Annotated in this window: 23 protein-coding genes and 1 pseudogene; 5 read left to right on the top strand and 19 right to left on the bottom strand. The window is 59.5% G+C overall.

The genetic code is table 11. The features are described from left to right. Positions 1-313: 313 nt before the first annotated feature. The 15 genes from dtd to hutC form a co-directional block, all read right to left on the bottom strand. Positions 314-751: a D-aminoacyl-tRNA deacylase gene (gene dtd / locus IC37_RS09910; RefSeq protein ID WP_030129243.1), complete on the bottom strand. Its 438-nt coding sequence runs from the start codon at positions 749-751 to the stop codon at positions 314-316. Beyond that, positions 748-1719 (bottom strand): prolyl aminopeptidase, encoded by a 972-nt coding sequence (gene pip / locus IC37_RS09905; RefSeq protein ID WP_030129244.1) that lies wholly within the window; start codon positions 1717-1719, stop codon positions 748-750. The genes dtd and pip overlap by 4 nt, the downstream gene beginning before the upstream one ends. Positions 1720-1833: 114 nt before the next feature. After that, positions 1834-2754: an alpha/beta hydrolase gene (locus IC37_RS09900; RefSeq protein WP_030129245.1), complete on the bottom strand. Its 921-nt coding sequence runs from the start codon at positions 2752-2754 to the stop codon at positions 1834-1836. Positions 2755-2940: 186 nt separating this feature from the next. After that, a complete protein-coding gene (locus IC37_RS09895) occupies positions 2941-3888 on the bottom strand; it encodes a choline ABC transporter substrate-binding protein (RefSeq protein ID WP_030129246.1) in 948 nt (315 codons plus the stop codon). A gap of 312 nt (positions 3889-4200) precedes the next feature. Beyond that, positions 4201-5004, bottom strand: coding sequence for an N-formylglutamate deformylase (gene hutG / locus IC37_RS09890; protein ID WP_030129247.1), 804 nt, complete (start codon positions 5002-5004; stop codon positions 4201-4203). 10 nt (positions 5005-5014) lie between these two features. Then, entirely contained in the window at positions 5015-6220 is a 1206-nt protein-coding gene (hutI, locus tag IC37_RS09885; protein ID WP_030129248.1) for an imidazolonepropionase, read from the bottom strand. A gap of 17 nt (positions 6221-6237) precedes the next feature. Beyond that, positions 6238-7647 (bottom strand): amino acid permease, encoded by a 1410-nt coding sequence (locus tag IC37_RS09880; RefSeq protein ID WP_030129249.1) that lies wholly within the window; start codon positions 7645-7647, stop codon positions 6238-6240. 149 nt (positions 7648-7796) lie between these two features. Then, the gene (gene hutH / locus IC37_RS09875) at positions 7797-9329 is read right to left on the bottom strand and encodes a histidine ammonia-lyase (protein WP_030129250.1); all 1533 of its coding nucleotides are present in this window, start codon (positions 9327-9329) and stop codon (positions 7797-7799) included. 131 nt (positions 9330-9460) lie between these two features. Next, positions 9461-10984 carry a histidine ammonia-lyase gene (hutH, locus tag IC37_RS09870; RefSeq protein WP_030129251.1) on the bottom strand — a complete coding sequence of 508 codons (1524 nt, stop codon included), beginning with the start codon at positions 10982-10984 and terminating at the stop codon, positions 9461-9463. Between the two features lie 169 nt (positions 10985-11153). Then, a complete protein-coding gene (locus IC37_RS09865) occupies positions 11154-11984 on the bottom strand; it encodes a glycine betaine/L-proline ABC transporter ATP-binding protein (RefSeq protein ID WP_051414811.1) in 831 nt (276 codons plus the stop codon). Further along, entirely contained in the window at positions 11981-12832 is an 852-nt protein-coding gene (locus IC37_RS09860; protein WP_030129253.1) for a proline/glycine betaine ABC transporter permease, read from the bottom strand. Before IC37_RS09860 ends, IC37_RS09865 begins: the two co-directional genes overlap by 4 nt. A 71-nt stretch (positions 12833-12903) precedes the next feature. Further along, positions 12904-13872 carry an ABC transporter substrate-binding protein gene (locus IC37_RS09855; RefSeq protein ID WP_010464521.1) on the bottom strand — a complete coding sequence of 323 codons (969 nt, stop codon included), beginning with the start codon at positions 13870-13872 and terminating at the stop codon, positions 12904-12906. A gap of 121 nt (positions 13873-13993) precedes the next feature. Further along, positions 13994-15682: a urocanate hydratase gene (gene hutU, locus IC37_RS09850; RefSeq protein ID WP_030129254.1), complete on the bottom strand. Its 1689-nt coding sequence runs from the start codon at positions 15680-15682 to the stop codon at positions 13994-13996. A gap of 498 nt (positions 15683-16180) precedes the next feature. Further along, the gene (locus tag IC37_RS09845) at positions 16181-16753 is read right to left on the bottom strand and encodes a HutD family protein (RefSeq protein WP_030129255.1); all 573 of its coding nucleotides are present in this window, start codon (positions 16751-16753) and stop codon (positions 16181-16183) included. Between the two features lie 23 nt (positions 16754-16776). Next, positions 16777-17487: a histidine utilization repressor gene (hutC, locus tag IC37_RS09840; protein ID WP_177409387.1), complete on the bottom strand. Its 711-nt coding sequence runs from the start codon at positions 17485-17487 to the stop codon at positions 16777-16779. 146 nt (positions 17488-17633) lie between these two features. Here hutC and IC37_RS09835 point away from each other — a divergent pair, with 146 nt between their 5' ends. Further along, on the top strand, positions 17634-18998 hold the full coding sequence (locus IC37_RS09835; RefSeq protein WP_030129257.1) for a formimidoylglutamate deiminase: 1365 nt from the start codon (positions 17634-17636) through the stop codon (positions 18996-18998). A 148-nt stretch (positions 18999-19146) separates the two neighbouring features. Here the strand turns inward: IC37_RS09835 and IC37_RS09825 are convergent, their stop codons facing one another. Both IC37_RS09825 and IC37_RS09820 read right to left on the bottom strand, forming a co-directional pair. Beyond that, complete coding sequence (locus IC37_RS09825; protein WP_030129258.1) at positions 19147-19716, bottom strand: lipocalin family protein; 570 nt, start codon at positions 19714-19716, stop codon at positions 19147-19149. A 33-nt stretch (positions 19717-19749) separates the two neighbouring features. Further along, positions 19750-20004: a hypothetical protein gene (locus tag IC37_RS09820; RefSeq protein WP_008068804.1), complete on the bottom strand. Its 255-nt coding sequence runs from the start codon at positions 20002-20004 to the stop codon at positions 19750-19752. 280 nt (positions 20005-20284) lie between these two features. On the opposite strand from IC37_RS09820, the pseudogene IC37_RS30935 reads away from it, so the two are divergent. The 4 genes and pseudogenes from IC37_RS30935 to IC37_RS09805 all read left to right on the top strand — a co-directional run. Beyond that, a pseudogene (locus tag IC37_RS30935) lies at positions 20285-21319 on the top strand (cache domain-containing protein); the annotation flags it as partial. Between the two features lie 93 nt (positions 21320-21412). Then, positions 21413-22177, top strand: a complete 765-nt coding sequence (locus IC37_RS30930; RefSeq protein ID WP_371916317.1) for a methyl-accepting chemotaxis protein — start codon at positions 21413-21415, stop codon at positions 22175-22177. A gap of 229 nt (positions 22178-22406) precedes the next feature. Next, on the top strand, positions 22407-22679 hold the full coding sequence (locus IC37_RS09810; protein WP_030129260.1) for a type II toxin-antitoxin system Phd/YefM family antitoxin: 273 nt from the start codon (positions 22407-22409) through the stop codon (positions 22677-22679). Next, complete coding sequence (locus IC37_RS09805; protein ID WP_030129261.1) at positions 22676-23008, top strand: type II toxin-antitoxin system RelE/ParE family toxin; 333 nt, start codon at positions 22676-22678, stop codon at positions 23006-23008. Before IC37_RS09810 ends, IC37_RS09805 begins: the two co-directional genes overlap by 4 nt. A gap of 12 nt (positions 23009-23020) precedes the next feature. Here the strand turns inward: IC37_RS09805 and IC37_RS09800 are convergent, their stop codons facing one another. Next, positions 23021-23623: a DUF924 family protein gene (locus IC37_RS09800; protein WP_030129262.1), complete on the bottom strand. Its 603-nt coding sequence runs from the start codon at positions 23621-23623 to the stop codon at positions 23021-23023. A gap of 3 nt (positions 23624-23626) precedes the next feature. After that, positions 23627-24637, bottom strand: coding sequence for a class 1 fructose-bisphosphatase (locus tag IC37_RS09795; RefSeq protein ID WP_030129263.1), 1011 nt, complete (start codon positions 24635-24637; stop codon positions 23627-23629). Between the last annotated feature and the right edge of the window lie 40 nt (positions 24638-24677).

The raw sequence follows: 24677 nt of genomic DNA, 5'->3' as shown, positions 1-24677 counted from the left end.
CCTCGCCGAAAACAGATCAAAAAACCAACGGCCAGTTAAAGTGCCAGCACGGTGTGCGGTGGAAAAAACCGACCCTGCGAACGACTCTTGCCAAGTTGGCGAGCATTGTTCCGACTCCTATGGGGCAAAATGATTCCCCAACAGGTCTCGGACAAGTCTCTACCTAAGTCAAAACGGACCAACGAACGCTGATCCCCGTAGCGCGCGATTATCTAGCAGGCCGCGTTACAACGCATCAGGGGGAACCAAGTATTTATCGGGAAAAGCCCCCGTTTTCAGCCGAAATGCACTTAAAAAGATGTTTCAAGCGCTTTCACGTCTGTAACAGGAAGGTTACCGGGCCATCATTGACCAGGTGCACCTGCATATCCGCGCCGAATCTACCTGATGCCACAGTGCCATGCACCTGTTTCGCTTTACCCAATAGATAGCCGAACAGCTCCTCGCCCAAAGCAGGAGGAGCCGCAGTCGAAAAACTTGGGCGCAACCCGTTTTTGGTGTCGGCGGCCAGGGTGAACTGTGAGACCAGCAGCAACCCACCGCCTACGTCCGCCAAGGACAGATTCATCTTGCCCTCGGCGTCACTGAATACTCGATAGTTAAGCAGTTTATGCAGAAGTTTGTCGGCGCTGGCCCGAGTATCGTCGGGCTCGACTGCGACCAACACCAGCAACCCCTGATCTATCGCGCCAACCACCTCCCCCGCAACCTCGACTCGCGCGCCACGCACGCGTTGCAGCAGGCCCTTCATGCTTCGTCAGGCGACAGGTTGAGCATACGACGGGCCATCTGATCAGCGGCGCGTACCAAGGCATCAGTGATACCTGTTTCGGACGCCGCATGGCCGGCGTCGCGAATCACCTGCAATTCGCTGTTCGGCCAGGCCTGATGCAGTTCCCAGGCGTTGTCCAGCGGACAGATCACGTCGTAGCGACCATGGACAATAATGCCCGGCAGATGGGCGATCTTGGCCATGTCGCGAATCAGTTGGTTCGGCTCGAGGAAAGCATTGTTGGTGAAGTAGTGGCACTCGATACGGGCGATGGACAACGCACGCTGAGGCTCGGAGAAACGGTCGATCACCAGCGGATTCGGCCGCAGGGTGGCGGTGCGGCCTTCCCACATGGACCAGGCCTTGGCCGCGTGCATCTGGGCGATCTGATCGTTGCCGACCAGGCGTTTGTGGAACGCCGAGAGCAAGTCGTGGCGTTCGTCCTGCGGGATCGGGGCGATGTAGTCCTGCCAGTAATCGGGAAACAGCCGACTGGCGCCACACTGGTAGAACCATTCGATTTCCTGGGGACGGCAAAGAAAAATCCCACGAAGAATCAAACCGTGCACGCGCTCCGGATGGGTTTGCGCGTAGGCCAGGGCCAAGGTCGAACCCCAGGAGCCGCCGAACAGCACCCACTTGTCGATACCCAGGTGTTTGCGAATCCGCTCGAGGTCGGCGACCAGATCCCAGGTGGTGTTGTTTTCCAGGCTGGCGTGGGGCGTGGAGCGACCGCAACCGCGCTGGTCGAAGGTGACAATGCGATACAGGTTCGGATCAAAATACCGGCGGCTCTGGGCATCACACCCGGCGCCGGGGCCGCCGTGGATGAACACCACCGGCAAACCTTCCGGCGAACCGCTTTCGTCGACGTACAGCGTGTGGGTTTTATCGACGGCCAGATCGTGCCGGGCGTGGGGTTTGATCTGCGGGTACAAAGTCTGCATTGCGCGCTCCGTAAGGGGTCGAGGTCATCCCTGGGGGGACTTCTATTATTCTGCCGTCCGGCATCATAAACCCGAATTACTTCAATGAGCATGCCCCTGCAGCGTCAGAGTTTGTCAGCCCGTTTTTTCAGCCAAATAGCCGAACAGGATTTCATAGAGTCGGTCGACCTCGGCGACCTGCCCCCGCGCCCGCAAACAGCCGTGAACCAGCCCCTCCCCGTAATAAAGCGTTGCGCTCACGCCTGCGGCGTTGAGTCGCTCGGCGTAAAGCACGCCGTCATCGCACAGCGGATCGAACTGCGCCACGGCGATCAACGCCGGTGGCAGACCGCTGAAGTCGTCGGCGAGCAAGGGCATCGCATAGGCACCCGGTTGTCTGGTACCGCCTAAATACAACGCGTGATAACAATCCAGATCGCTGCTGCTGAGCAATGGCGCATCGGCGCATTCGCTGCGCGACGGCAATCGGTGATCGCCGCCCAGTCCCGGATAGATCAGAACTTGCGCGCATGGCATTGGCTCACCGGCATCGCGCAACGCGAGGCACAACGCAGCGGCGAGATTGCCGCCAGCGCTGTCGCCTGCCACCAGGGTGCGCGCCTGATCGAGCTGAAACGGTCCTGTGCGCAGCGCGCGCCAGACACTCAGGCAGTCATCGAACGCCGCCGGGAACGGGTGCTCCGGTGCCAGCCGATAATCGACGGCGATCACCAGCACCCCGAGCACCGACGCCAGCTCGGCGCAGATGAAGGCGTGGGAATCCAGATCCCCCACCACCCAACCACCGCCGTGCAGGTACACAATGCACGGCCAACCGTTGGTCGGTGGCGTGACCGGCGGTTGCCAGGAACGCACGGCCACGCCTGCCAATTGGAAGTCGACCACTTCAAGCCCCGCAGGACGCGGCGGGGTAAACGCCCGGCACATCTCGCTGTAGGCCTGACGCAAACCGGTGAGGCTGCTGTCGGTGCTGTTGAAGCTGAGGGTTTTCTCGACGAAAGCCGCCATGTGTTCGGAGAGTGGATAAGAAGCCATGAGCTTGCAGCCAGCCAAATAGAGGAAGTCAAAAAACTTGAACGACGCAAATCCTGTGGGAGCGTGGCTTGCCCGCGAAGAATGCACCGCGGTTTTTCAGGTATTGCGCGTCATCGTTCTTCGCGGGCAAGCCACGCTCCCACAGGTTCTGCGCCCCCCCTCGCCACAGTGATCCCGCTCAACCAGTCAGTTTTTCAAACTGGCCTGAACGGCTGCCACCCCCTCCTTGCCATCAAAACTGCTGACACCCGCCAGCCAGCGTTGAAGATCTTCGGGATGATCACGCAGCCATTGCCTGGCGACCTCCTGTGGCGTCTTGCGCTCCATGATCGGCACCATCAACTGACTTTCCTGCGCGGCGGTGAAAGTCAGGTTTTCCAGCAGGCGGTTCACGTTCGGGCAGCGCTCGGCATAGTCCGGCGCGGTCACGGTGGAAACGGTCGCAGCGCCTTCGTTCGGCCCGTAGACGTCTTCGCTGCCGCTCAGGTAGGCGATGTTCATGTTGATGTTCATCGGATGCGGGGTCCAGCCGACGAACACCACGAACTCCTTGCGATTGACCGCCCGCTGCACCGCGGCGAGCATCCCGGCCTCACCGGACTCGATCAGTTTGAAGTCCTTCAAGCCAAAGTGATTGGCCTCGATCATGGTTTTGATCGTGGTGTTGGCGCCGCTGCCCGGTTCGATGCCGTAGATCTTGCCGCCAAGCTGATCCTTGAATCTGGCGATGTCGGCGAAGGTTTTCAGGCCGGCGGCAGCCACGTAGTCAGGCACGGCGAGCGTCGCCTGGGCGTCGGCCAGGCTCGGTTTGTCCATGACCTTCACCTGATTGGCCGCCACGAACGGAGCGATGTTTTTATCCATCGCCGGTTTCCAGTAACCGAGAAAGATATCGAGGCGTTTGTCGCGGATGCCGGCGAAAATGATTTGCTGCACGGCGCTGGTTTGCTTGCTTTCGTAGCCGAGGCCATTGAGCAATACGTCAGCCATGCCGCTGGTGGCGATCACGTCAGTCCAGTTGACCACGCCCATGCGTACGGTCTTGCAGGAAGCGGGGTCGTTGGCGAAAACGCTGGTGCTCAGAAGAGCAGTGCCGGTGAGGATTAACAGACAGCGGTTGAACAGTCGTTTCATCGGGAAGGCTCGCTCGGCAGCAGATTATTATGGGCCCGGTGTCTTCATGCACCGTGCCCAGAACATTACGCAGCGCCGAGACGGCAAAAGCGCCCTGTGGCGACCGTGTTTTGCACGGTGGCGACTGTCCTGATGCGTTATCAAGGCGAACACCAATCTGTGGCGAGGGAGCTTGCTCCCGCTGGGTTGCGAAGCAGCCCCCAAACCATTCAACCGAGTTTTATCAGATACGCCCGACCAGCCGGGTTTACGACGGCTTCGCCGCCGAGCGGGAGCAAGCTCCCTCGCCACAAAGGCCCGCTCGCCACAGGGTTATGCGCTGTAGTGCTTTTCGCCCCACGCCAACAACCCTTGCAGCAATTCCCTGAGCACCACTTGCGTCGGTGCCGCCAGGTCCGGGCGATAACGGAACGGCTCGAACTCTTCCATGTACGTGCACTGACCCAACTCCAGTTGCACGGCATGGATGTTCTCGGCCGGGTTGCCGTAATGCCGGGTGATGTGCCCGCCCTTGAATCGACCGTTCAGCACATGGCTGTAATCGCCGTGTTGCGCGCAGATGGCTTCCAGTTGACTGGCTAATTGTGGATCGCAACTGGCGCCATTGAAGGTGCCTAGGTTGAAGTCCGGAAGCTTGCCGTCGAACAGGTGTGGGATTATCGAGCGGATCGAGTGTGCATCGAATAGCAGCGCGTAGCCGAACTCGGCCTTCAGCCGTGCCAGCTCCTCCTGTAAGGTGCGGTGGTACGGCGTCCAGATTTGCTCCAGATAATTCGCCCGCTCTGTGGCCGAGGGCTCCGACCCTTCGCGGAACAACGGAATACCGTCGAACAACGTCACCGGGTACAGACCAGTAGTGGCGCCGACATATAAAGGCTTGTCGTCGGACGGTCGGTTCAGATCGATGACAAACCGCGAGTACTCGGCCGCCAGAGTGCTGGCGCCCAGCTCGGTGGCGAATTCGTAAAGTCTGGGAATGTGCCAGTCGGTGTCCGGCAGGCTTTTCGCGTCGGGAATCAATCCCGCTTCGACCGCTGGGGTCAGGCGTAGACCGGCGTGAGGCATGCTGATCAGTAGCGGCACGCGGCCTTGTTTGAAGTTCAGAACCTTATCCACAACTGCTCTCCTAAACGCTCGTTTCGACGCCGTGACGCACGACGCGTTTTTCCAGGTCGCCGCCCAGCCAGTACGACAGGTCGGCCGGTCGATCAATCTGCCAGGCGACAAAGTCGGCGACTTTGCCGGCTTCCAGCGAACCGTGAGTCTCGCCCATGCCCAGCGCGGTGGCGGCATGAATCGTTGCACCCGCCAGAGCTTCTTCCGGGGTCATACGGAAACAGGTGCAGGCCATGTTCAGCATCAAGCGCAACGACAGCGCCGGCGAAGTGCCGGGATTGAGGTCGCTGGCGATGGCGATTTTTACGCCGTGTTTGCGCAGGGCTTCCATCGGCGGCAATTGGGTTTCCCGCAGGAAGTAGAACGCGCCGGGCAGCAATACCGCGACGGTGCCGGACTTGGCCATGGCGATGGCGTCGTCTTCGGTCATGAATTCCAGGTGATCGGCGGACAACGCGTGGTAGCGCGCCGCCAGACTCGAACCGTGCAGCGACGACAATTGCTCGGCATGTAGTTTCACCGGCAAGCCAAGGTTCTGCGCGGCGACGAAAACCCGTTCGACCTGCTCCGGCGAAAACGCCAGGTATTCGCAGAAAGCATCCACCGCATCCACCAGCCCTTCGGCCGCCAGGGCCGGGAGCATTTCGCTGCAGATGTGATCGATGTAGTCGTCGGCGCGATCAGCGTATTCCGGCGGCAGAGCGTGGGCGGCCAGGCAGGTGCTGCGCACGCTGACTGGTAGCTCGGCGCCGAGACGGCGGATGACCCGCAGGATCTTGCGTTCGCTGGCCAGGTCCAGGCCGTAGCCGGACTTCATCTCGACCGTGGTCACGCCGTCGCGCATCAGGCTCTTCAGGCGCTTGGCGGCGCTGGCGAACAGCTCGTCTTCGCTGGCGGCGCGGGTCGCGCGCACAGTGCTGGCGATGCCACCGCCGGCGGCGGCGATTTCCGCATAGCTGACGCCTTGCAGGCGTTGCTCGAATTCACCGCTGCGGTTGCCGCCGAACACCGTGTGGGTGTGGCAGTCGATCAGCCCAGGGGTGACCCAGGCGCCTTTAAGATCGTTGACGGCCGGGTACTCACCCGCCGGCAACTCACCGCGCGGGCCAATCCACTCAATGTGCGCACCTGACGTCACGATGGCCGCGTCCTCGATGATCGAGTAGACGCCTTGCACCATAGTTGCGACGTGGCAGTGTTGCCAGAGCGTTTTCATCCTTGGCCTCCGTTAGGTTATCGATGAGAAAAAACAGGGTCTCGTGCCACCAAGGCTGCCTGACCTGCCGCCGGTTTCACCCACATCAGGTAGGCCAGCACCAACAGCACGATCCAGACCACGCCGACGATCAGCGCCGCCTGGGTGTCCGGGAAGTAGCCCAGCACGCCGAAAATGAACAACATGAAGGCAATCGCCGCCATCGGTGCGTAAGGCCAGAAAGGCACCGGGAATTTCAGTTGTGCGACTTGCTCGGCGCTCATGGAGCGACGCATAGCCACCTGGGTGCACAGAATCATCAGCCAGACCCACACCGTGGCAAAGGTCGCGACGGAGGCGATCAACAGAAACACGTTTTCCGGAATCAGGTAGTTCAGCAGCACGCCCAGCAGCAGCGCGGCACTCATCACCACTACGGTCATCCATGGCACACCATTGACCGACAGGCGGGCGAAGCCTTTGGGTGCGTGCCCTTGCTGAGCCAACCCGTACATCATCCGGCCAGCGCCGAAGATGTCACTGTTGATCGCCGACACCGCTGCCGAGATCACCACGATATTGAGAATAGTCGCCGCCGAGCTGATCCCCAGGTTGTCGAAAATCTGCACGAATGGACTGCCCTGGCTGCCAATCTGTTGCCAAGGAAAGATCGACATCAGCACAAACATCGTCAGCACGTAGAACAGCAGGATACGCAACGGTACGGCATTGATCGCTCTGGGCAGCACGCGCTGCGGGTCTTTGGCCTCACCGGCAGTCACGCCGATGATTTCAATGCCGCCAAACGCAAACATCACCACCGCAAACGATGCGATCAGGCCGCCCACGCCATTGGGCATGAAGCCGCCATGGCTCCAGAGGTTGCTGATGTCGGTCGCCTGGGCGCCGGGCGCGGTGCTGATACCGAACAGCATGATGCCGAAGCCACCCAGGATCATCGCAACGATGGCCGCGACCTTGAGCAGCGACAACCAGAACTCCATTTCACCGAAGACCTTGACGTTGCACAGGTTCAAGCCACCGACCACCGACACGATGCCCAGCACCCAGATCCAGCGGTCGACTTCCGGAAACCAGAAGCCCATGTAAATACCGAACGCGGTGACGTCGGCCATGCCGACGATGACCATTTCAAACGCGTAAGTCCAACCGAGGATGAACCCCGCCATCGGCCCCAGGTAGGTGCTGGCGTACTGACCGAAAGAGCCGGCCACCGGGTTGTGCACCGCCATCTCACCGAGGGCGCGCATGACCATGAACACCGCCGCGCCACCGATCAGGTAAGCGAGCAGTACCGCCGGCCCGGCCATTTGAATGGCCGAGGCAGAACCGTAGAACAGCCCGGTGCCGATCGCCGACCCCAGCGCCATGAAGCGAATATGTCGGGCAGAGAGCCCGCGTTTCAAACCTTTTGCTGGCTGTTGCATTTCTCGTCCTTAATTATTTTTATTGGCGACTGATCGTTCCCACGCGCAGCAAAGGAATGCAGCCCGTGACGCTCCGCGTCACTGGACGCAGAGCGTCCCTAGAGGCATTCCCACGCAGAGCGTGGGAACGATCATCAGAGAAGGAGCCATTACAGGCTAGGCAGCAACTTCGCCGTAACCAGCTCATTCAGGCAACGGGTGGCCAACAACTTACTGGCCGCATTGATGTCCGGCGCAAAGAACCGGTCCTTCTCATAAAACGGCACTTCAGCCCGCAAAATCGCCCGGACCTTTTCCAGTTTGGCCGAGGTTTTCAGACCTTCACGCAGGTCGAGGCCCTGAGCCGCCGCCAGCCATTCCACCGCCAGAACCCCACGCGTGTTTTCCGCCATTTCCCACAGACGCTTGCCCGCCGCCGGGGCCATGGACACATGGTCTTCCTGGTTCGCCGACGTCGGCAGGCTGTCCACCGAGTGTGGATGGGACAAGGCCTTGTTTTCACTGGCCAGAGCCGCAGCGGTTACTTGAGCGATCATGAAGCCGGAGTTCACGCCGCCATTGGCCACCAGGAATGGCGGCAGTTGCGACATGTGTTTGTCCATCATCAGCGAGATGCGACGTTCGCTCAGGGAGCCGATTTCGGCGATGGCCAACGCCATGTTGTCGGCGGCCATGGCCACCGGCTCGGCGTGGAAGTTACCGCCCGAGATCACGTCACCTTCAGCGGCGAACACCAGCGGGTTGTCCGATACGGCGTTGGCTTCGATGGCGAGCACTTCGGCGGCCTGGCGGAACTGGGTCAGGCAGGCGCCCATGACTTGCGGCTGGCAGCGCAGGGAGTACGGGTCCTGAACCTTTTCGCAGTTCTGGTGCGAGTCGGACACTTCGCTGCGCTCGCCCAGCAGATCGCGGTACGCGGCAGCGGCGTCGATCTGGCCTTTCTGGCCGCGCGCCGCATGAATGCGTGCGTCGAATGGCGAGCGCGAGCCCAGTACCGCTTCGACCGTCAGACCGCCAAGGGCCAAGGCGCCGGCGAACAGATCTTCACCTTCGAACAAGCCGCGCAATGCATAAGCGGTAGAAACCTGAGTGCCGTTGAGCAGCGCCAGACCTTCTTTGGCAGCCAGGGTCAACGGGGTCAGACCGGCGACTTTCAGCGCTTCGGTTGCTTCCATCCACTCGCCTTTGTAGCGAGCTTTACCTTCGCCCAGCAGCACCAGGGACATGTGGGCCAAAGGCGCCAGGTCACCGGATGCACCCACCGAACCTTTCAATGGAATGTGCGGGTAAACCTCGGCGTTGATCAGCGCGATCAGCGCGTCGATCACTACGCGACGAATGCCGGAGAAACCACGGCTCAGGCTGTTGACCTTGAGCACCATGACCAATCGAACCAGCGCGTCGCTGATCGGCTCCCCGACACCGGCGGCGTGGGACAGCACCAGCGAGCGCTGCAGGTTTTCCAGGTCCTCACTGGCGATGCGGGTCGAGGCTAGCAGGCCGAAACCGGTATTGATGCCATAAGCAGTGCGGTTCTCGGCGAGGATCTGTTCCACGCAGGCAACGCTGGCTTCGATCTGGGCCGAGGCACTGTTGTCGAGGGTGATTTTGACCGGTTGCTGATAAACATCACGCAGTTGGGCAAGGCTCAGTTGGCCGGGAATCAGGTTAAGCGCAGTCATTTTGTGCTCCTTTTGAGAGTTTTTATTCTTCATAAATGAAGAGGACTCACCAGACGCTCCGGAAATGTCCGTTGTCCGTCGCTTCCCGCCTTTTGGGGGGGCCGCGCCTTGGCACGCTGGTGTTGTGAAAATCAGTTCAGATTCGGTAAAGCCTTGTGCAACAAAATCGGGTCTTTCAAAACACTGGCAGCGGCGGCGATATCCGGTGCCAGCCAGCGGTCCTGGTCATAGGCCGGAACCCGCTCGCGCAACAGGCGCCAAGCGGCAGCGGTGCCAGTACCAAAACGTTGCTCTTTCAAGAATTCAAACGCCTGGGATGCCAGCAAATATTCAATGGCGAGGATCTGCGTGCAGTTTTCCAGCGCGCGATGCAGCTTCAGCGCGGCGTTGGTGCCCATGCTCAGGTGGTCTTCCTGCAAGCCCGAAGTGACGAAGTTGTCGAGCACCGCTGGTTGCGCCAACTGGCGGTTTTCCGCACACAGGGAAGCGGCAACGTATTGCACGATCATCATCCCGGAGTTCACTCCCGGATTGGCCACCAGAAACGCCGGCAGACCGCTGACGTGCGGGTTGATCAAACGGTCCAGGCGGCGCTCGGCGATAGAGCCGATTTCCGCCATGGCAATCGCCAGCAAATCCGCCGCCAATGCCACCGACTGACCGTGCGGGTTGGCCTGGGAAACCACCCGGAAGTTGTCCGGCGTGCCCAGCAGCATCGGGTTGTCGGTGACAGAGTTGAGTTCGGTTTCGATCTGCTTTTTTGCGTGCTCAAGTTGATCGCGGGCGGCACCGTGAACTTGCGGGATCGAACGGATGCTCAACGCATCTTGAGTACGAATGCCCTTGCTGCTGGCAATCACTTCACTGCCCTCGAGCAATGCCCGCAGATTGATACCGACCTGCTGCATGCCCGGATGGGGTTTGAGCGCGATGATCTCGGCGTCGAACGCGGCAATCTGGCCACGCTGAGCTTCGAAGCTCATGGCACCAATCACGTCGGCCCACTGCACCAGACGCGTCGCATCGGCAATTGCCAGACAGCTGAGACCGGTCATGCACGGCGTGCCGTTGACCAGGCACAAGCCATCTTTAGCGCCCAACTGAACCGGTTGCAGACCTTCTTCGACCAGGGCTTGCTGTGCGGAAACGATCTGCCCGCGATAGCTGACATTGCCGATACCCAGCAGAGTGATTCCGATGTGGGCCATGTGGGTCAGGTAACCCACCGAACCCTGGGAAGGCACTTGCGGAGTGATGCCACGGTTGAGCAGCGCCAGCAAGGCTTCGACCACCCGACGATGAATGCCGGATTTACCATGGCTGTAATTCCGGATTGCCGCACACATGATTGCACGGGTCTGCTCGTCGGCCAGCGGTGCACCGACGCCACAGGCGTGACTGAGCAAGGTGTTGCGCGACAGTTGGCTGAGTTGTTCGTCTTTGAGCGAGACGTTGCACAGCGCACCGAGTCCGGTGTTGACGCCGTAGGCACGCTCGCCGCTGGCGACGATGCGCTGGACGATCGCCTGGGCATTCTCGATCCGAGTCCACACCAGAGGCGACAGCTCAAGCTGCGCGCCATGACGGGCGACTGCGACCACATCCTGCCAGCGCAGCGGGGCGTCGGCGATAACGATTTTTTCAGCCTGGGACATCTTTGACCTCATGCGTACAACCTGAATATTGATGCAGCTTTGCCGACGCCTTCGCGAGCAAGCCCGCTCCCACATTGGATTTCTGATGTATCCAAAATTGGTGTTCAACACCGATCTAATGTGGGAGCGGGCTTGCTCGCGAAGAGGCCAGCACAGACACCGCAAACCTTTAAACCACCGCAGCCCGCCGCTGTACAAACCGGTCCACATACTCATCCGCCGGCGAATGCAGGATCTCTCGTGGCGTGCCGACCTGAATCAGTCGGCCATCCTTGAGGATCGCGATGCGGTTGCCGATGCGCACGGCTTCGTCGAGGTCGTGGGTAATGAAGACGATGGTCTTGTGCAGGGTCTTTTGCAGTTCCAGCAACTGGTCCTGCATTTCGGCGCGGATCAGCGGGTCGAGGGCGCTGAAGGCTTCGTCCATCAGGATGATGTCGGTGTCCGCCGCCAAGGCGCGAGCCAGGCCCACACGCTGGCGCATACCGCCGGAAAGCTGATGCGGGTATTTGTTTTCGTAGCCCTTGAGGCCCACGGTGTTGATCCAGTGCAGCGCGCGCTCGGCGCACATCTGCTTGCTCTCGCCACGCACTTTCAGGCCGTAGGCGACGTTATCCAGCACTGTCTTGTGCGGCAGGAGGCCGAAGCTCTGGAACACCATGCTGATCTTGTGCCGGCGAAATTCGCGCAGGGCTTCCATGTCGTATTGCAGGATGTCCACGCCGTCCACCAGGATCGCGCCGCTGGTGGGGTCGATCAGGCGATTGAAGTGGCGCACCAGGGTCGACTTGCCGGAACCCGACAGGCCCATGATCACGAAGATCTCGCCGGTGCCGATGCTCAGCGACAGGTCGTTCACGCCGACCACGCAGCCGGTTTCGGCCAATACCTGGTCTTTGGTTTTGCCCTGGCCAATCATGCCCAGCGCATCCTTGGAACGGCTGCCGAAAATCTTGAAGACGTTTTTGACTTCGATCTTGCTGATGGCTTCGTTGCTCATTTGCTCACCTCATGCCGTGGCCGACCATACGCCTGAGTAATGCGGTCGATGACCACTGCCAGAATCACGATCGCCAGACCGGCCTCAAGCCCACGTCCGACGTTGAGGGTCTGAATCCCCACCAACACATCTTCACCCAAGCCACGGGCACCGATCATCGAGGCGATGACCACCATCGACAGGGCCATCATGGTGGTCTGGTTGATCCCGGCCATGATGCTCGGCAGGGCCAGCGGCAGTTGCACGCCAAACAGTTGTTGCCAGCGATTGGCGCCGAAGGCGTTGATCGCTTCCATCACTTCACCGTCGACCTGACGAATACCCAGATCGGTCAGGCGGATCAGCGGCGGCGCGGCGTAGATCACCGTGGCGAAAATCGCCGGGACCTTGCCCAGGCCGAACAGCATCAATACCGGGATCAGGTACACGAAACTCGGCATCGTCTGCATGATGTCCAGCAGCGGCATCAGCACCGAACGCAGGCGATTGCTGCGTGCCGAAAGAATGCCCAGCGGAATGCCGATCAACACCGAAATGACCGTCGCCACCATCATCAACGCCAGGGTCTGCATCAGCTTGTCCCAGAGGCCGACCGCCCCCACCAGGAACAGCAGACCGACGATGACCGACGTGGTCACGACTTTTCGGGTCGCGTGCCAGGCAACGCCCGCCACGATCGCCAGCATCAGCCACCAGGGCGCCGCACGCAGCAGCCCTTCGAGATTGACGATGGCCCACAACAGGGTGTCGGAGATGCTGCGGAACACATCGCCGTAGTTGGTGACCAGCGAATCGACCCAACTGTTGACCCAGTCGGCGATGGAAAAGGTAAAGCTTTCGGGAAACATAAAAAGACTCTCAATCAAGGGGTTGCGATCAAGCATCCGACTGCCGTTGGCGACAGTCGGAGACACTCGACCTACAAGGCCGCGTCGATCTTTTTGGCTGCGTCTTCGCTCACCCATGCGTGCCAGACTTCAGGATGTTCCTTCAAGAAGATCTTCGCCAGTTTTGGCGATTCGATCCGCTCTTTGGCCATGCGCCCGAGGTTCTGATTCAGCAGGTCGATCGGCAGGTTGACCTTTTCCAGCACGGCCACCAGTTCCGGGGCTTGCTCGTGGAAGGTCTTGGACAGGCCGACCTTGATGGTCACTTCCTTGTTCACGCCTGGTTTCTCTTCGAGTTTGACCAGGTCGACCTGGCCCATCAGCGGGGTTGGCGACCAGTAGTAGAACAGGATCGGCTCGCCACGTTTGTAGCTCGACAGCACCGCGGCATCCAGCGCCGGACCGGTGCCCGGACGGAAGTTGGTGTAGGTGCTTTCCAGGCCATAGGATTTGAGCATTTCGCTGTTATCCAGCTCACAGGTCCAGCCGGCCGGGCAGTTGTAGAAACGGCCCTTGGATGGCTCTTCCTGATCCTTGAACACGGCAGCGTATTTGCCCAGATCGGCGATCGCTTTCAGGTCCGGGGCTTTTGGCTCCAGCTTGCGCTTGGCATCGCCTTCGATCACGTAACGCGGCACATACCAGCCTTCGATGGCACCAACAACCGGAGCGCCGACGCCGACGACTTTGCCGGCCTTCTCGGCCTTGTTCCAGACCTCGCTACGCCCGACCCACTCTTCGGCAAACACTTGAATGTCGTTGCTGCTCAGGGCGTTTTCCATGGTGATGGAGTTGCCTGGCAGGCTGTCGGTCTTGCAGTCGTAGCCTTTCTCCAAGACGATTTGCATCACGTCGGTCAGCAGCATGCCGCTTTCCCAGTTCAGGCCGGCGAATTTCACCGGTTTGCCCGATTCGCACCAGCCAGCCGCCTGAGTGGCGCCAGCACTGGCCAGCAGGCCCATGGAAAGCAATGTGGTCAGCAGGGTCTTGTTCGATTTCATTGTTTGACGCTCCTAATCATGATTGGGCTTACGGCAGTCAAGAGGGCCTCCAGCCCGAATCAACGTCCTGCTTGAACACGGCTCTTTTGTGGGAGCGGGCTTGCTCCCACAGGGCTCGGTATTACTTGCCGGTAATCATCGGCAGGTTCAGCCCTTGTTCCTTGGCGCAGTCGATTGCGATCTGGTAACCCGCATCGGCGTGACGCATGACACCGGTGGCCGGGTCGTTGTGCAGCACGCGGGCGATACGCTCGGCCGCTTCGTCAGTACCGTCGCAGACAATCACCATGCCCGAGTGCTGGGAGAAGCCCATGCCGACGCCGCCGCCGTGGTGCAGGGAAACCCAGGTCGCGCCGCTCGCGGTGTTGAGCAGAGCGTTGAGCAGTGGCCAGTCGGACACGGCGTCGGAGCCGTCCTGCATCGATTCGGTTTCGCGGTTCGGGCTGGATACCGAGCCGGAGTCCAGGTGATCGCGACCAATTACGATCGGTGCGGACAATTCACCGCTGCGAACCATCTCGTTGAAGGCCAGACCGAGCTTGGCGCGCAGGCCCAGGCCAACCCAGCAGATACGTGCCGGCAGACCCTGGAAGCTGATGCGCTCGCGAGCCATGTCCAGCCAGTTGTGCAGGTGGGCATCGTCCGGGATCAGTTCTTTTACTTTGGCGTCGGTCTTGTAGATGTCCTGCGGATCGCCCGACAGCGCAGCCCAACGGAACGGGCCGATGCCACGGCAGAACAGCGGACGGATGTAAGCCGGTACGAAACCCGGGAAGTCGAACGCGTTTTCAACGCCTTCTTCCTGAGCCATCTGACGGATGTTGTTGCCGTAGTCGAAGGTCGGAATACCCATTTTCTGGAAGTCGAGCATCGCTTTAACGTGCACGGCCATGGACTGCTTGGCGGCTTTGACCACGGCAGCAGGCTCGGTCTTGGCGCGAGCGCGGTACTCTTCCCAGGTCCAGCCGGCCGGCAGGTAGCCGTTGAGCGGGTCGTGGGCGCTGGTCTGGTCGGTGACCATGTCCGGGCGCACGCCACGCTTGACCAGTTCAGGCAGAATTTCAGCTGCGTTGCCCAGCAGGGCGATGGAAATCGCTTTGCCTTCTTTGGTGTATTTGGCGATGCGGGCCAGCGCGTCGTCGAGGTCGGTGGCTTGCTCATCGACATAGCGGCTGTTCAGGCGGAAATCGATGCTGACCTGCTGGCATTCGATGTTCAGCGAGCAAGCGCCGGCCAGGGTTGCGGCCAATGGTTGAGCGCCGCCCATGCCGCCGAGGCCTGCAGTCAGGACCCAACGACCTTTCAGGTCATCGTTATAGTGTTGGCGACCGGCCTCGACGAAGGTTTCGTAGGTGCCCTGGACGATGCCCTGGCTGCCGATGTAGATCCAGCTACCAGCGGTCATCTGGCCGTACATGGCCAGGCCTTTGGCGTCGAGTTCGTTGAAGTGTTCCCAGCTCGCCCAGTGCGGCACCAGGTTGGAGTTGGCGATCAGCACGCGCGGGGCATTGCTGTGGGTCTTGAACACGCCGACCGGCTTGCCGGATTGCACCAGCAGGGTCTCGTCGTCGTTCAGGTTGGTCAGGCTTTCGACGATCTTGTCGTAGCATTCCCAGTTACGTGCCGCACGACCGATACCACCGTAAACCACCAGCTCTTTAGGGTTCTCGGCGACTTCCGGGTCGAGGTTGTTCATCAGCATGCGCAGCGGCGCTTCAGTCAGCCAGCTCTTGGCGGTCAGCTTGTTACCGCGAGCAGCACGGATTTCGACATTGCGGTATTTAGTAGGTTTCTGGGTATTGTCAGTCACGAAAAAGACTCCTCAGCGATCAATTCAAACCAGCCCTGGCAATGGGCAAGCCAGCCTGTGCGCGTCAAAGCGCCACAAGCGAATCAGTGGACGCTGCGAGGAGTCTCGAATCGACTCATACGCATACGTCTTTACTTGTACATACAAGCATATGCAATCAAGCGGCCAACTTGCTGGATGAGCATTCAACAAAATTTTTGAAAGGGCTGGAAAGGCTGTAGATCAAGGGCCTTGAGGAAGATGAAATTTTTTGGGGGGATTTTCGCGGGGAAGGACAGCTGTTACTTGAACGTGGTTTTGCGCCACGCTGGGGCGTTCGGTAACAAAGTGGTGCGCAATGGGAAACGGTATGGGCTACTGCTTTTGTGGCGAGGGAGCTTGCTCCCGCTGGGCTGCGAAGCAGACCCAAAAACCGGAGCAAGTGGTGTGTCAGAAGAACCGGGATACTGCATTGACGACTGCTGCGCAGCCCAGCGGGAGCAAGCTCCCTCGCCACAGTTAACCGCGTGCGATCAGCTCGATCACACAGCACTGACCCTTGATGGAGATATCCAGCAGGCCAACGTTACCGTCCAGCTGCAGGCAATCATGGCGCCCTAGCTGAGAGGCGTTGTTACCCACCGTCACTTCAAGCTGTTCAGCCACACTGAACACCAACACGGTGCCGGCCGAGCTGAAAAACCGCTGCTCGCCCTCCAGCCACTGCAACCGCGCGTGGTAACGGTCCGGCGCATAAATCAGGTTGAAGTCGCGAATCGAGCCACCGAGCAATGTGCAGGACACATGACTCTCGCCACTGAAAGCAAACGGGTCCAGCGGTAACAACGGTCGTGTGTCCTGACCATCGATGCGCAAGGTCATGCCCTCGCCTTGCAGCACAGTGATCACCCGCTCATAGCCGGCAAAGATGGAAAATCCGCCCGACTCACCGATGTCGGCAATCGACAGGCGCCAGCCAAAACCATCAAGGCCTACACCAGTATCGCGGGTGATTTCTTCGGTACTGCCGCCGCCGTTTTTCCACGGCATGCGCGGGTAATCGGCCGCGCGTAAAACTTTCAACTGGCTCATTAGGGCTCTTTATTTATGGCTCTTTATTTGTGGAACCGTCCTTCCAGACGATGACGGGAACCGGGGTGGATCAAACGGGCGGCGGTCACTGGCTGACGGCCGGACCAGGTGCGGCGACGAATCAGCAGGCACGGTTCGCCCTTTTCAATCTGCAGCAATTTGCATTCGGACGGTTCGGCAAGAATCGCTTCGACCACATGCTCGCCTTCGGTCAACGGTGCGACCTGGTTCAGATAGGCGTAAGGCGTTTGCAGGGTGAAGTCTTGCTTGAGGTAGTCCGGCGCCACCAGTGCGTTGACGAAACGGTCTTCGATTTGCACTGGAATATCGTTTTCGAAATGCACGATCAGCGAATGGAAAACCCTCTGGCCTTCGCGCATGTCCAGGGCCAGGGCCCGCTCGGAACCGGCGGCCTCTTCTTCGAGGGTGATCACCTTGCAGGTGTGACGATGGCCACGGGAGGCGATCTCGTCGGCGATGTTGTGCACTTCAAACAAGGCAGACTGACTTTTCGGTTCGGCGACGAATGTTCCGACGCCTTGCATACGCACCAGCAAGCCATCGGCAGTCATCTCGCGCAGGGCGCGGTTGATGGTCATGCGGCTGAAACCCAGCTGATTGACCAACTCGCTTTCCGACGGAACGCGGTAGTGCGGCGGCCAGTTTCCACTGTCGATCTGCTGGGTAATCATCTGTTTCACGCGGGCGTACAAGGGCGCCGGACTGTCGCCCATGTGTGCGGCCAACGGGGAGACTGCAGGCGGAGTCGGCACGGTTGATCCTTGTTCGATTAGTAGGAGTTGCTAGCTTGCCGGAGTTTACCGAGCAGGCAAACGTCTGTATATGTATATACAAATAACACACGATGGGGTGCTGAACCATGTCCGCCTTCTTTGCCGAACGCGCGCTGCTGCCTAGTGGATGGGCCAACAATGTACGTCTTGAGGTCAGCGCCGATGGCGTGCTGACCCATATCCAGGCCGATTCTCACGCAGATGACGCCGAGCGGCTGAGCGGTCCGCTGCTGCCGGGGATGCCGAATTTGCACTCCCACGCCTTCCAGCGAGCCATGGCCGGTTTAGCGGAAGTGGCGGGTAATCCGAACGACAGTTTCTGGACCTGGCGCGATTTGATGTACCGGCTCGTCGGAAAAATCAGCCCGGATCAACTCGGCGTCATCGCCCGTCAGCTGTACATCGAAATGCTCAAGGCCGGTTACACCTCGGTCGCGGAATTTCACTACGTACACCACGACACCAACGGCCAGCCTTACGCGGACCCGGCCGAACTGGCGCTACGCATCAGCCAGGCAGCCAGCTCCGCCGGTATTGGTTTGACCCTGCTGCCAGTGCTCTACAGCCACTCCGGTTTCGGTGGCCAAGCCCCGAACGAAGGTCAGCGCCGCTTTATCAACAGCACCGAAAACTACCTGAAACTTCAGTCGCGCTTGCAGCCGATCCTGGCACAGCAACCGGCCCAGGCCCTGGGTTTGTGTTTCCACTCATTGCGTGCGGTCACACCGCAGCAGATCAGTGAAGTGCTGGCGGCCAGCGACAAGCAGTGCCCGGTACACATTCACATCGCCGAACAGCAGAAGGAAGTCGATGACTGCCTGAGCTGGAGCGGTCGCCGTCCGCTGCAATGGCTGTACGAAAACAATGAAGTCGATCAGCGCTGGTGCCTGGTCCACGCGACCCACGCCAACCCGGAAGAAGTCACGCTCATGGCCAAGAGCCGCGCCATCGCCGGCCTGTGCCTGACCACCGAAGCCAACCTCGGCGACGGGATTTTTCCGGCGGTGGACTTCCTGGCGCAGGGCGGGCGCATGGGCATCGGTTCCGACAGCCATGTGTCGTTAAGCGTGGTGGAAGAATTGCGCTGGCTGGAATACGGCCAGCGGCTGCGCGATCAGCGGCGTAATCGTTTGTATGGCGCGGACCAGCCGATGGTTGGCCGCACACTGTTCGACGCCGCGCTGGATGGCGGTGCCCAGGCATTGGGGCAGCCGATTGGCGCCCTGGAAGTCGGCAAGCGCGCGGATTGGTTGGTGCTCGATGGCAACGATCCGTATCTGGCAACGGCCAGTGGCGACGGAATTCTCAATCGTTGGCTGTTTGCCGGTGGTGATCGTCAGGTGCGGGATGTGCTGGTGAACGGCCAGTGGGTTGTGCGTGATGGGCGGCATGCCGGGGAAGAAGAAAGCAACCGCGCCTTTACCCAGGTTCTGCGCGATCTCTTGGGCTGACACAAAAAAATGTGGGAGCGGCGGTGCGACGATTCGACTTGCTCGCGAAGGGGCCGTCATCTTCAACACAATTGTTGACTGACAGACCGCTTTCGCGAGCAAGTCGAATCGTCGCACCGCCGCTCCCACATTTGATTTTCGTTGGCAATCAGTTCGAAGTCTTCGCCATCTTGGTATCCGACGTACGCCAGATCAGCCGCGTCGTGTCATACCCCTGCTGACGCGCCTTGCTCAGCAGTTCTTCGCGCACTACACCATTGACCGTCGGGGTCCGTGACAGCAGCCAGAGGTGACGCCGGCCCGGGTCGCCGACAATCGCGGTCTTGTAATCATCGCTGACGTACAACACCCAGTATTCTCCCTTCGCCACACCGGGTATCAGTCGCGAGAACCAGGTATCGAACTCGACCCACAGCTTGTCAGCCTTGCCGGGCACCTGTGGATAAGCCGTGCCTCTGGCCTCTTCCCATTGCCAGTCCGACGTCAGGCAGCGATTCAGCACTGCCATGTCGCCATCAGGCTTGAGGGTGTAATGGGCCTCGGATTGCGCACAGTTGCGCTGGAAATACATCGGCAGACGCGCCAACTCGTACCAGGTTCCCTGGTAACGCTTGAGGTTGACCGTGTTGACGGTCTTGGGTGCCAACGAATCTACGCCAGAAGTGGCGCAGCCAGCCAATACCAGGCCGGCAAAAAGAACGATCAGTAACCGCTTCATTATTTTTTTCTCCCGTAGGCGAATAGCCCCGGTTTACTTCAGGCCTTGGCCAGAAAACATCAGCACTTTGTCACCGGCATACTGCACGCTGATAAAGCTGTTTTTGTCACCCCAGGTGCAACTGGACATGCCAAGCGCGCCCGAGCAATCGGCAGGTTTGCCCAGCAAGGTTTCAACCTCGGCCTTGGGCATGCCGGTCGACAGCTTGGAGTAATTTTCCTGATTGATCTTGCCGCACGCTGCCAACAACACGCAGAACGAGAGCAAGGCGATAGAACGCAGCGACATGGTGTAACTCCTGGGGCGAAGGGAATGGCATGGCTGCCAAGCTGAAGCTTAGAAGAGAAAACCCCTGTCTGGTTCCCTGAGTATTCGGCTATTTGTTCGGCCGCCCGTCTGCCTTTTACGATAAATCAGCCACTGTTTCGCGCCGTTGAGTATTTCGTCGGTTTTCGCAGAAACCGCCTAATCTTTGGCGCCGGCCAGTCGACATAAGAAGCAGTGCAAAGCCTTCCACTGCGGCGAATCGACACCCCTTGTTGACCAGCCCTTCGCGGTAGCTCATTTAATGATCAGAAACATGAAGTTCAGCCACAAAATCCTGTTGGCAGCCGCTCTAGTGGTGGCCGTTGCATTCGCCTGTTTCATTCTGTTCAACGATTACCGCCAGCGGCAGACCCTGCTCAGCAGTACCGAGTCCTCGATGCAGGAACTCGGCAGCCTGACCACCAGCAACATCCAGACCTGGCTGGAAAGCCGCATTCAATTGCTGCAATCGCTGTCCCAGCAGATCGCCGTGGACGGCAGCGCCCAAGCCAACCTCAAACGTGCCATCGACCTGCCGGCCTACACCAGCAACTTCCAGCTGAGCTACTTCGGCGGGACCGACGGTGTAATGTTCTCGGTCCCGGCCGGCAATCGCGCCGCAGACTACGACCCCCGCGCCCGTGGCTGGTACAAGGCGGCCAACAACGCGCAACAGACCATCGTCACCGAACCCTACATCGCGGCATCGTCGGGCAAACTGGTGATCACCGTTGCCACGCCAGTGAAGCATCAGAATCAAATGATCGGCGTCGCCGGCGCAGATATCGACCTGTCCAGCGTCAGCGCGATTATCAACTCGCTGAATTTCGGCGGTCATGGCCATGCGTTTATCGTCAGCGCCGACGGCAAGATCCTGATCCACCCGGACAGCAAACTGGTGCTCAAGAACCTGGCCGACGCCTACCCTAACGGTGCGCCGAAAATCAGTCAGGGCCTGAAGGAAGTCGAACTGGACGGCAAAACCCAGTTCATTTCCTTCACTCACATCAACGGTGTGCCATCGGCGGATTGGTACGTAGCGCTGGTGCTGGATCAGGAAACCGCATTCTCGATGCTCAGCGAATTCCGCACCTCGGCGATCATCGCCATGATCATCGCCGTGGTGATCATCATCGCGCTGCTGAGCATGTTGATCCGCGTGCTGATGCAACCACTGCTGACCATGGGCCGCGCCATGCATGACATCGCCGAGGGCGAAGGTGACCTGACCAAGCGTCTGACCATTCACGGCCAGGACGAATTCGGTGCGCTGGGCACCTCGTTCAACCGTTTTGTGGAACGTATTCATACCTCGATCCGCGAAGTGTCCTCAGCCACCGGCCAGGTCAACGAAGTCGCCTTGCGGGTCGTCGCCGCTTCTAATTCGTCGATGTTCAATTCCGATCAACAAGCCTCACGCACCAGCAGCGTGGCTGCGGCGATCAACGAACTCGGCGCCGCCGCTCAGGAAATCGCCCAGAACGCCGCCCTCGCCTCGCTACACTCGAGCGACGCCCGCGCCTTGGCTGAAGACGGTCAGCACGTGGTGGATAAAACCATCGCCGCGATGCAGCAGCTGTCGGCGAAGATCAGCGATTCGTGCGGCAACATCGAAACCCTGAACAGCAACACGGTGAACATCGGCCAGATTCTGGAAGTGATCACCAGCATCTCGCAGCAAACCAACCTGCTGGCACTCAACGCGGCCATCGAAGCAGCCCGTGCCGGTGAAGCCGGCCGTGGTTTTGCCGTGGTCGCGGATGAGGTGCGCAACCTCGCCCACCGCACTCAGGATTCGGCGCAGCAAGTGCAGAAGATGATCGAAGAACTGCAAGTCGGCGCCCGAGAAGCGGTCAGCACCATGACCGACAGCCAGCGCCAGAGCGAAAGCAGCGTCGGCATCGCCAACCAGGCCGGCGAACGCCTGGGCAGCGTGACGCAGCGCATCGGTGAGATCGACGGGATGAACCAGTCCGTGGCGACTGCGACCGAAGAGCAGACTGCCGTGGTCGAGTCGATCAACGTCGACATCACCGAAATCAACACGCTGAACCAGGAAGGTGTGGAGAACTTGCAGTCGACGTTGCGTGCGTGTGCTGATCTTGAGCAGCAGGCGGCGCGGTTGAAGCAGTTGGTTGGAAGTTTCAGGATCTAGTGTTTTCAAGGGCCCCTTCGCGAGCAAGCCTCGCTACAGGGTATTGGCGCACCGCGCATAACCTGGAGCGAGCGGTGCGGCGGTCCGACTTGCCCGCGAAGACGGCATTGGCTGCAACGAAAATCTAAAACCGAGACCTGACTCTACTGGAAACGTTGGTCGGTGCAGCCTGACGCAGGACTGAATTAAGACTAAACTCAGTCCTATTCAATCTGACGAGGCTCATTCCATGAAGCTTTCATCTCAAATCAAGCCGATCAGTTACCTGAAAAGCCACACTGCGGAAATCGTTAAAACGCTCACCGAGAGCCGTGAACCCTTGGTGATCACCCAAAACGGTGAAGCGAAGCTTGTGGTCATGGATGTGAAAAGCTTTGAAGAGCAAGAAGACACAATGGCTCTTTTAAAGCTCTTGGCAATGGGTAATCGGGAGATTGAGGAGGGCAAGTTTCGGGATGCCGAAGACGTCTTCGCAGAAATGGACAAGGCCGACCATCAATGAGCTTAAAGGTCGTCATTCTTCAGTCCGCCGAAACAGACCTCAAAGAAATTCGTACCTATCTCACCAAACAATTTTCTACACAGACATGGCAAAACACCTACGCCAATCTGAAAGCAGCCATCCGTCAGTTGGGAAGCCAGCCCTATGCCGGGTCAGTCCCGGAAGAGATTGAGAAGCTGAATCTCAGCCAATATCGACAAACTCTCTCTGGAATGAACCGGATCATTTATGAAGTGCGGGGGCAAACGATCTACGTCCACATCATTGCCGATACGCGGAAAAACTTACCGATACTGCTGATGAAGCGACTGTTACAAGGAAATCCGTGAGTTTACAGCCCATCAGAACCGCGATCCCGGCCCACTCAAAAACTCAATTTCCTCACCCGTAGATTCACGCCCCAACACCGCATTGCGATGGGGAAACCGTCCAAACCGCGCAATGATCTTCTGATGCCGCTCGGCATAATCCAGGTTGTCGGCAAACACCGCCCGATCCGCCTCCGGTTGCTGTTCAACCAGATCAAGAAACCGCGAAACCGCTTCGTTCTGCACTGCCAGATTTTCGCAGTGCTCGAACACCAGATAGATAAACACCCGCTGGATCGGGCGCAGTTGCCGATCGAAATCCGCAGCAATGCCTTGCGCTACCAGTGCCTGAGCCCTGAGATCGCCTGAAAAGGATTTGGGAGTATCGCGAAAGATCATTCGCGGAAGTTGATCGAGTAGCAGCACCAGGGCCAGCCAACCTTCAGGGCATTGCACCCATTCGGTCAATCCGCCGGCCAGTGCCTGTTCGACCTGGTCCCCGAATCGCTTACGCGCTTCGAGGTCCTGGCTGTCACGTTTGCCGAACCATAACTTGCCCTTGTCAGCCGCTATTTCGTTGGGTGATTCGAAAGATCCGAACCACCATTCGAGTAACGGCTGCCAGGGCGCGGTCATGGTTTATTCCTTGTGGTAAGCCGTGACGCGTGCGACTTCTTCTTTCGAGCCGAGGAACACCGCTACGCGCTGGTGCAGGCCTTCAGGCTGAATGTCGAGGATGCGCTGGTGACCATCGGTGGACGCGCCGCCCGCCTGCTCAACCAAGAACGACATCGGATTTGCTTCGTACATCAAGCGTAGTTTGCCTGGCTTCGATGGCTCGCGGCTGTCGCGTGGGTACATGAACAGGCCGCCACGGGTCAGGATGCGGTGCACGTCGGCAACCATCGCGGCAACCCAGCGCATGTTGTAGTTCTTTTTCAGTGGGCCTTCATCGCCAGCCAGCAATTCGCCGACATAGCGTTGTACCGGAGCTTCCCAGTGACGCTGGTTGGACGCGTTGATCGCGAATTCCTGAGTGGACTCCGGGATCTTGATGTCTTCATGGGTCAGTACGAAGCTGCCCATTTCACGGTCCAGGGTAAAGCCTTTCACGCCATCACCCAAGGTCAGCACCAGCATGGTCTGCGGACCGTAGATCGCGTAGCCGGCGGCCACTTGCTGGGTACCTGGCTGCAGGAAGGCCTTTTCATTCAAGGGCTCGTTCTGGGTCAGGTATTCGTTCGGGCAACGCAGTACCGAGAAGATGGTGCCGACCGGGGCGTTGATGTCGATGTTCGACGAACCGTCCAGCGGGTCGAATACCAGCAGGTACGCGCCTTTCGGGTATTTGCCCGGGATCTGGTAGGCGTTGTCCATTTCTTCGGACGCCATGCCGGCCAGGTGACCGCCCCATTCGTTGGCTTCGAGCAGGATTTCGTTGGAGATCACGTCGAGCTTCTTCTGCACTTCGCCCTGGACGTTTTCAGTGCCCATGCTGCCCAGAACGCCACCCAGGGCGCCTTTGGACACGGCGTGGCTGATCTCCTTGCAGGCACGCGCCACCACTTCGATCAGGAAGCGCAGATCGGCAGGAGTGTTGTTGCTGCGGGTCTGCTCAATCAAATAGCGACTCAAGGTAACGCGGGACATGGACGGCTCCGGTGGAATGGGGGGGCTAAAAACCCGCGCA

It is taken from the genome of Pseudomonas sp. QTF5 (genome assembly GCF_000512695.2).
Taxonomy (GTDB): Bacteria; Pseudomonadota; Gammaproteobacteria; order Pseudomonadales; family Pseudomonadaceae; genus Aquipseudomonas.
The sequence above is the reverse complement of the archived record's forward strand: the minus strand, read 5'-3'. Positions and strand labels throughout refer to the sequence as shown.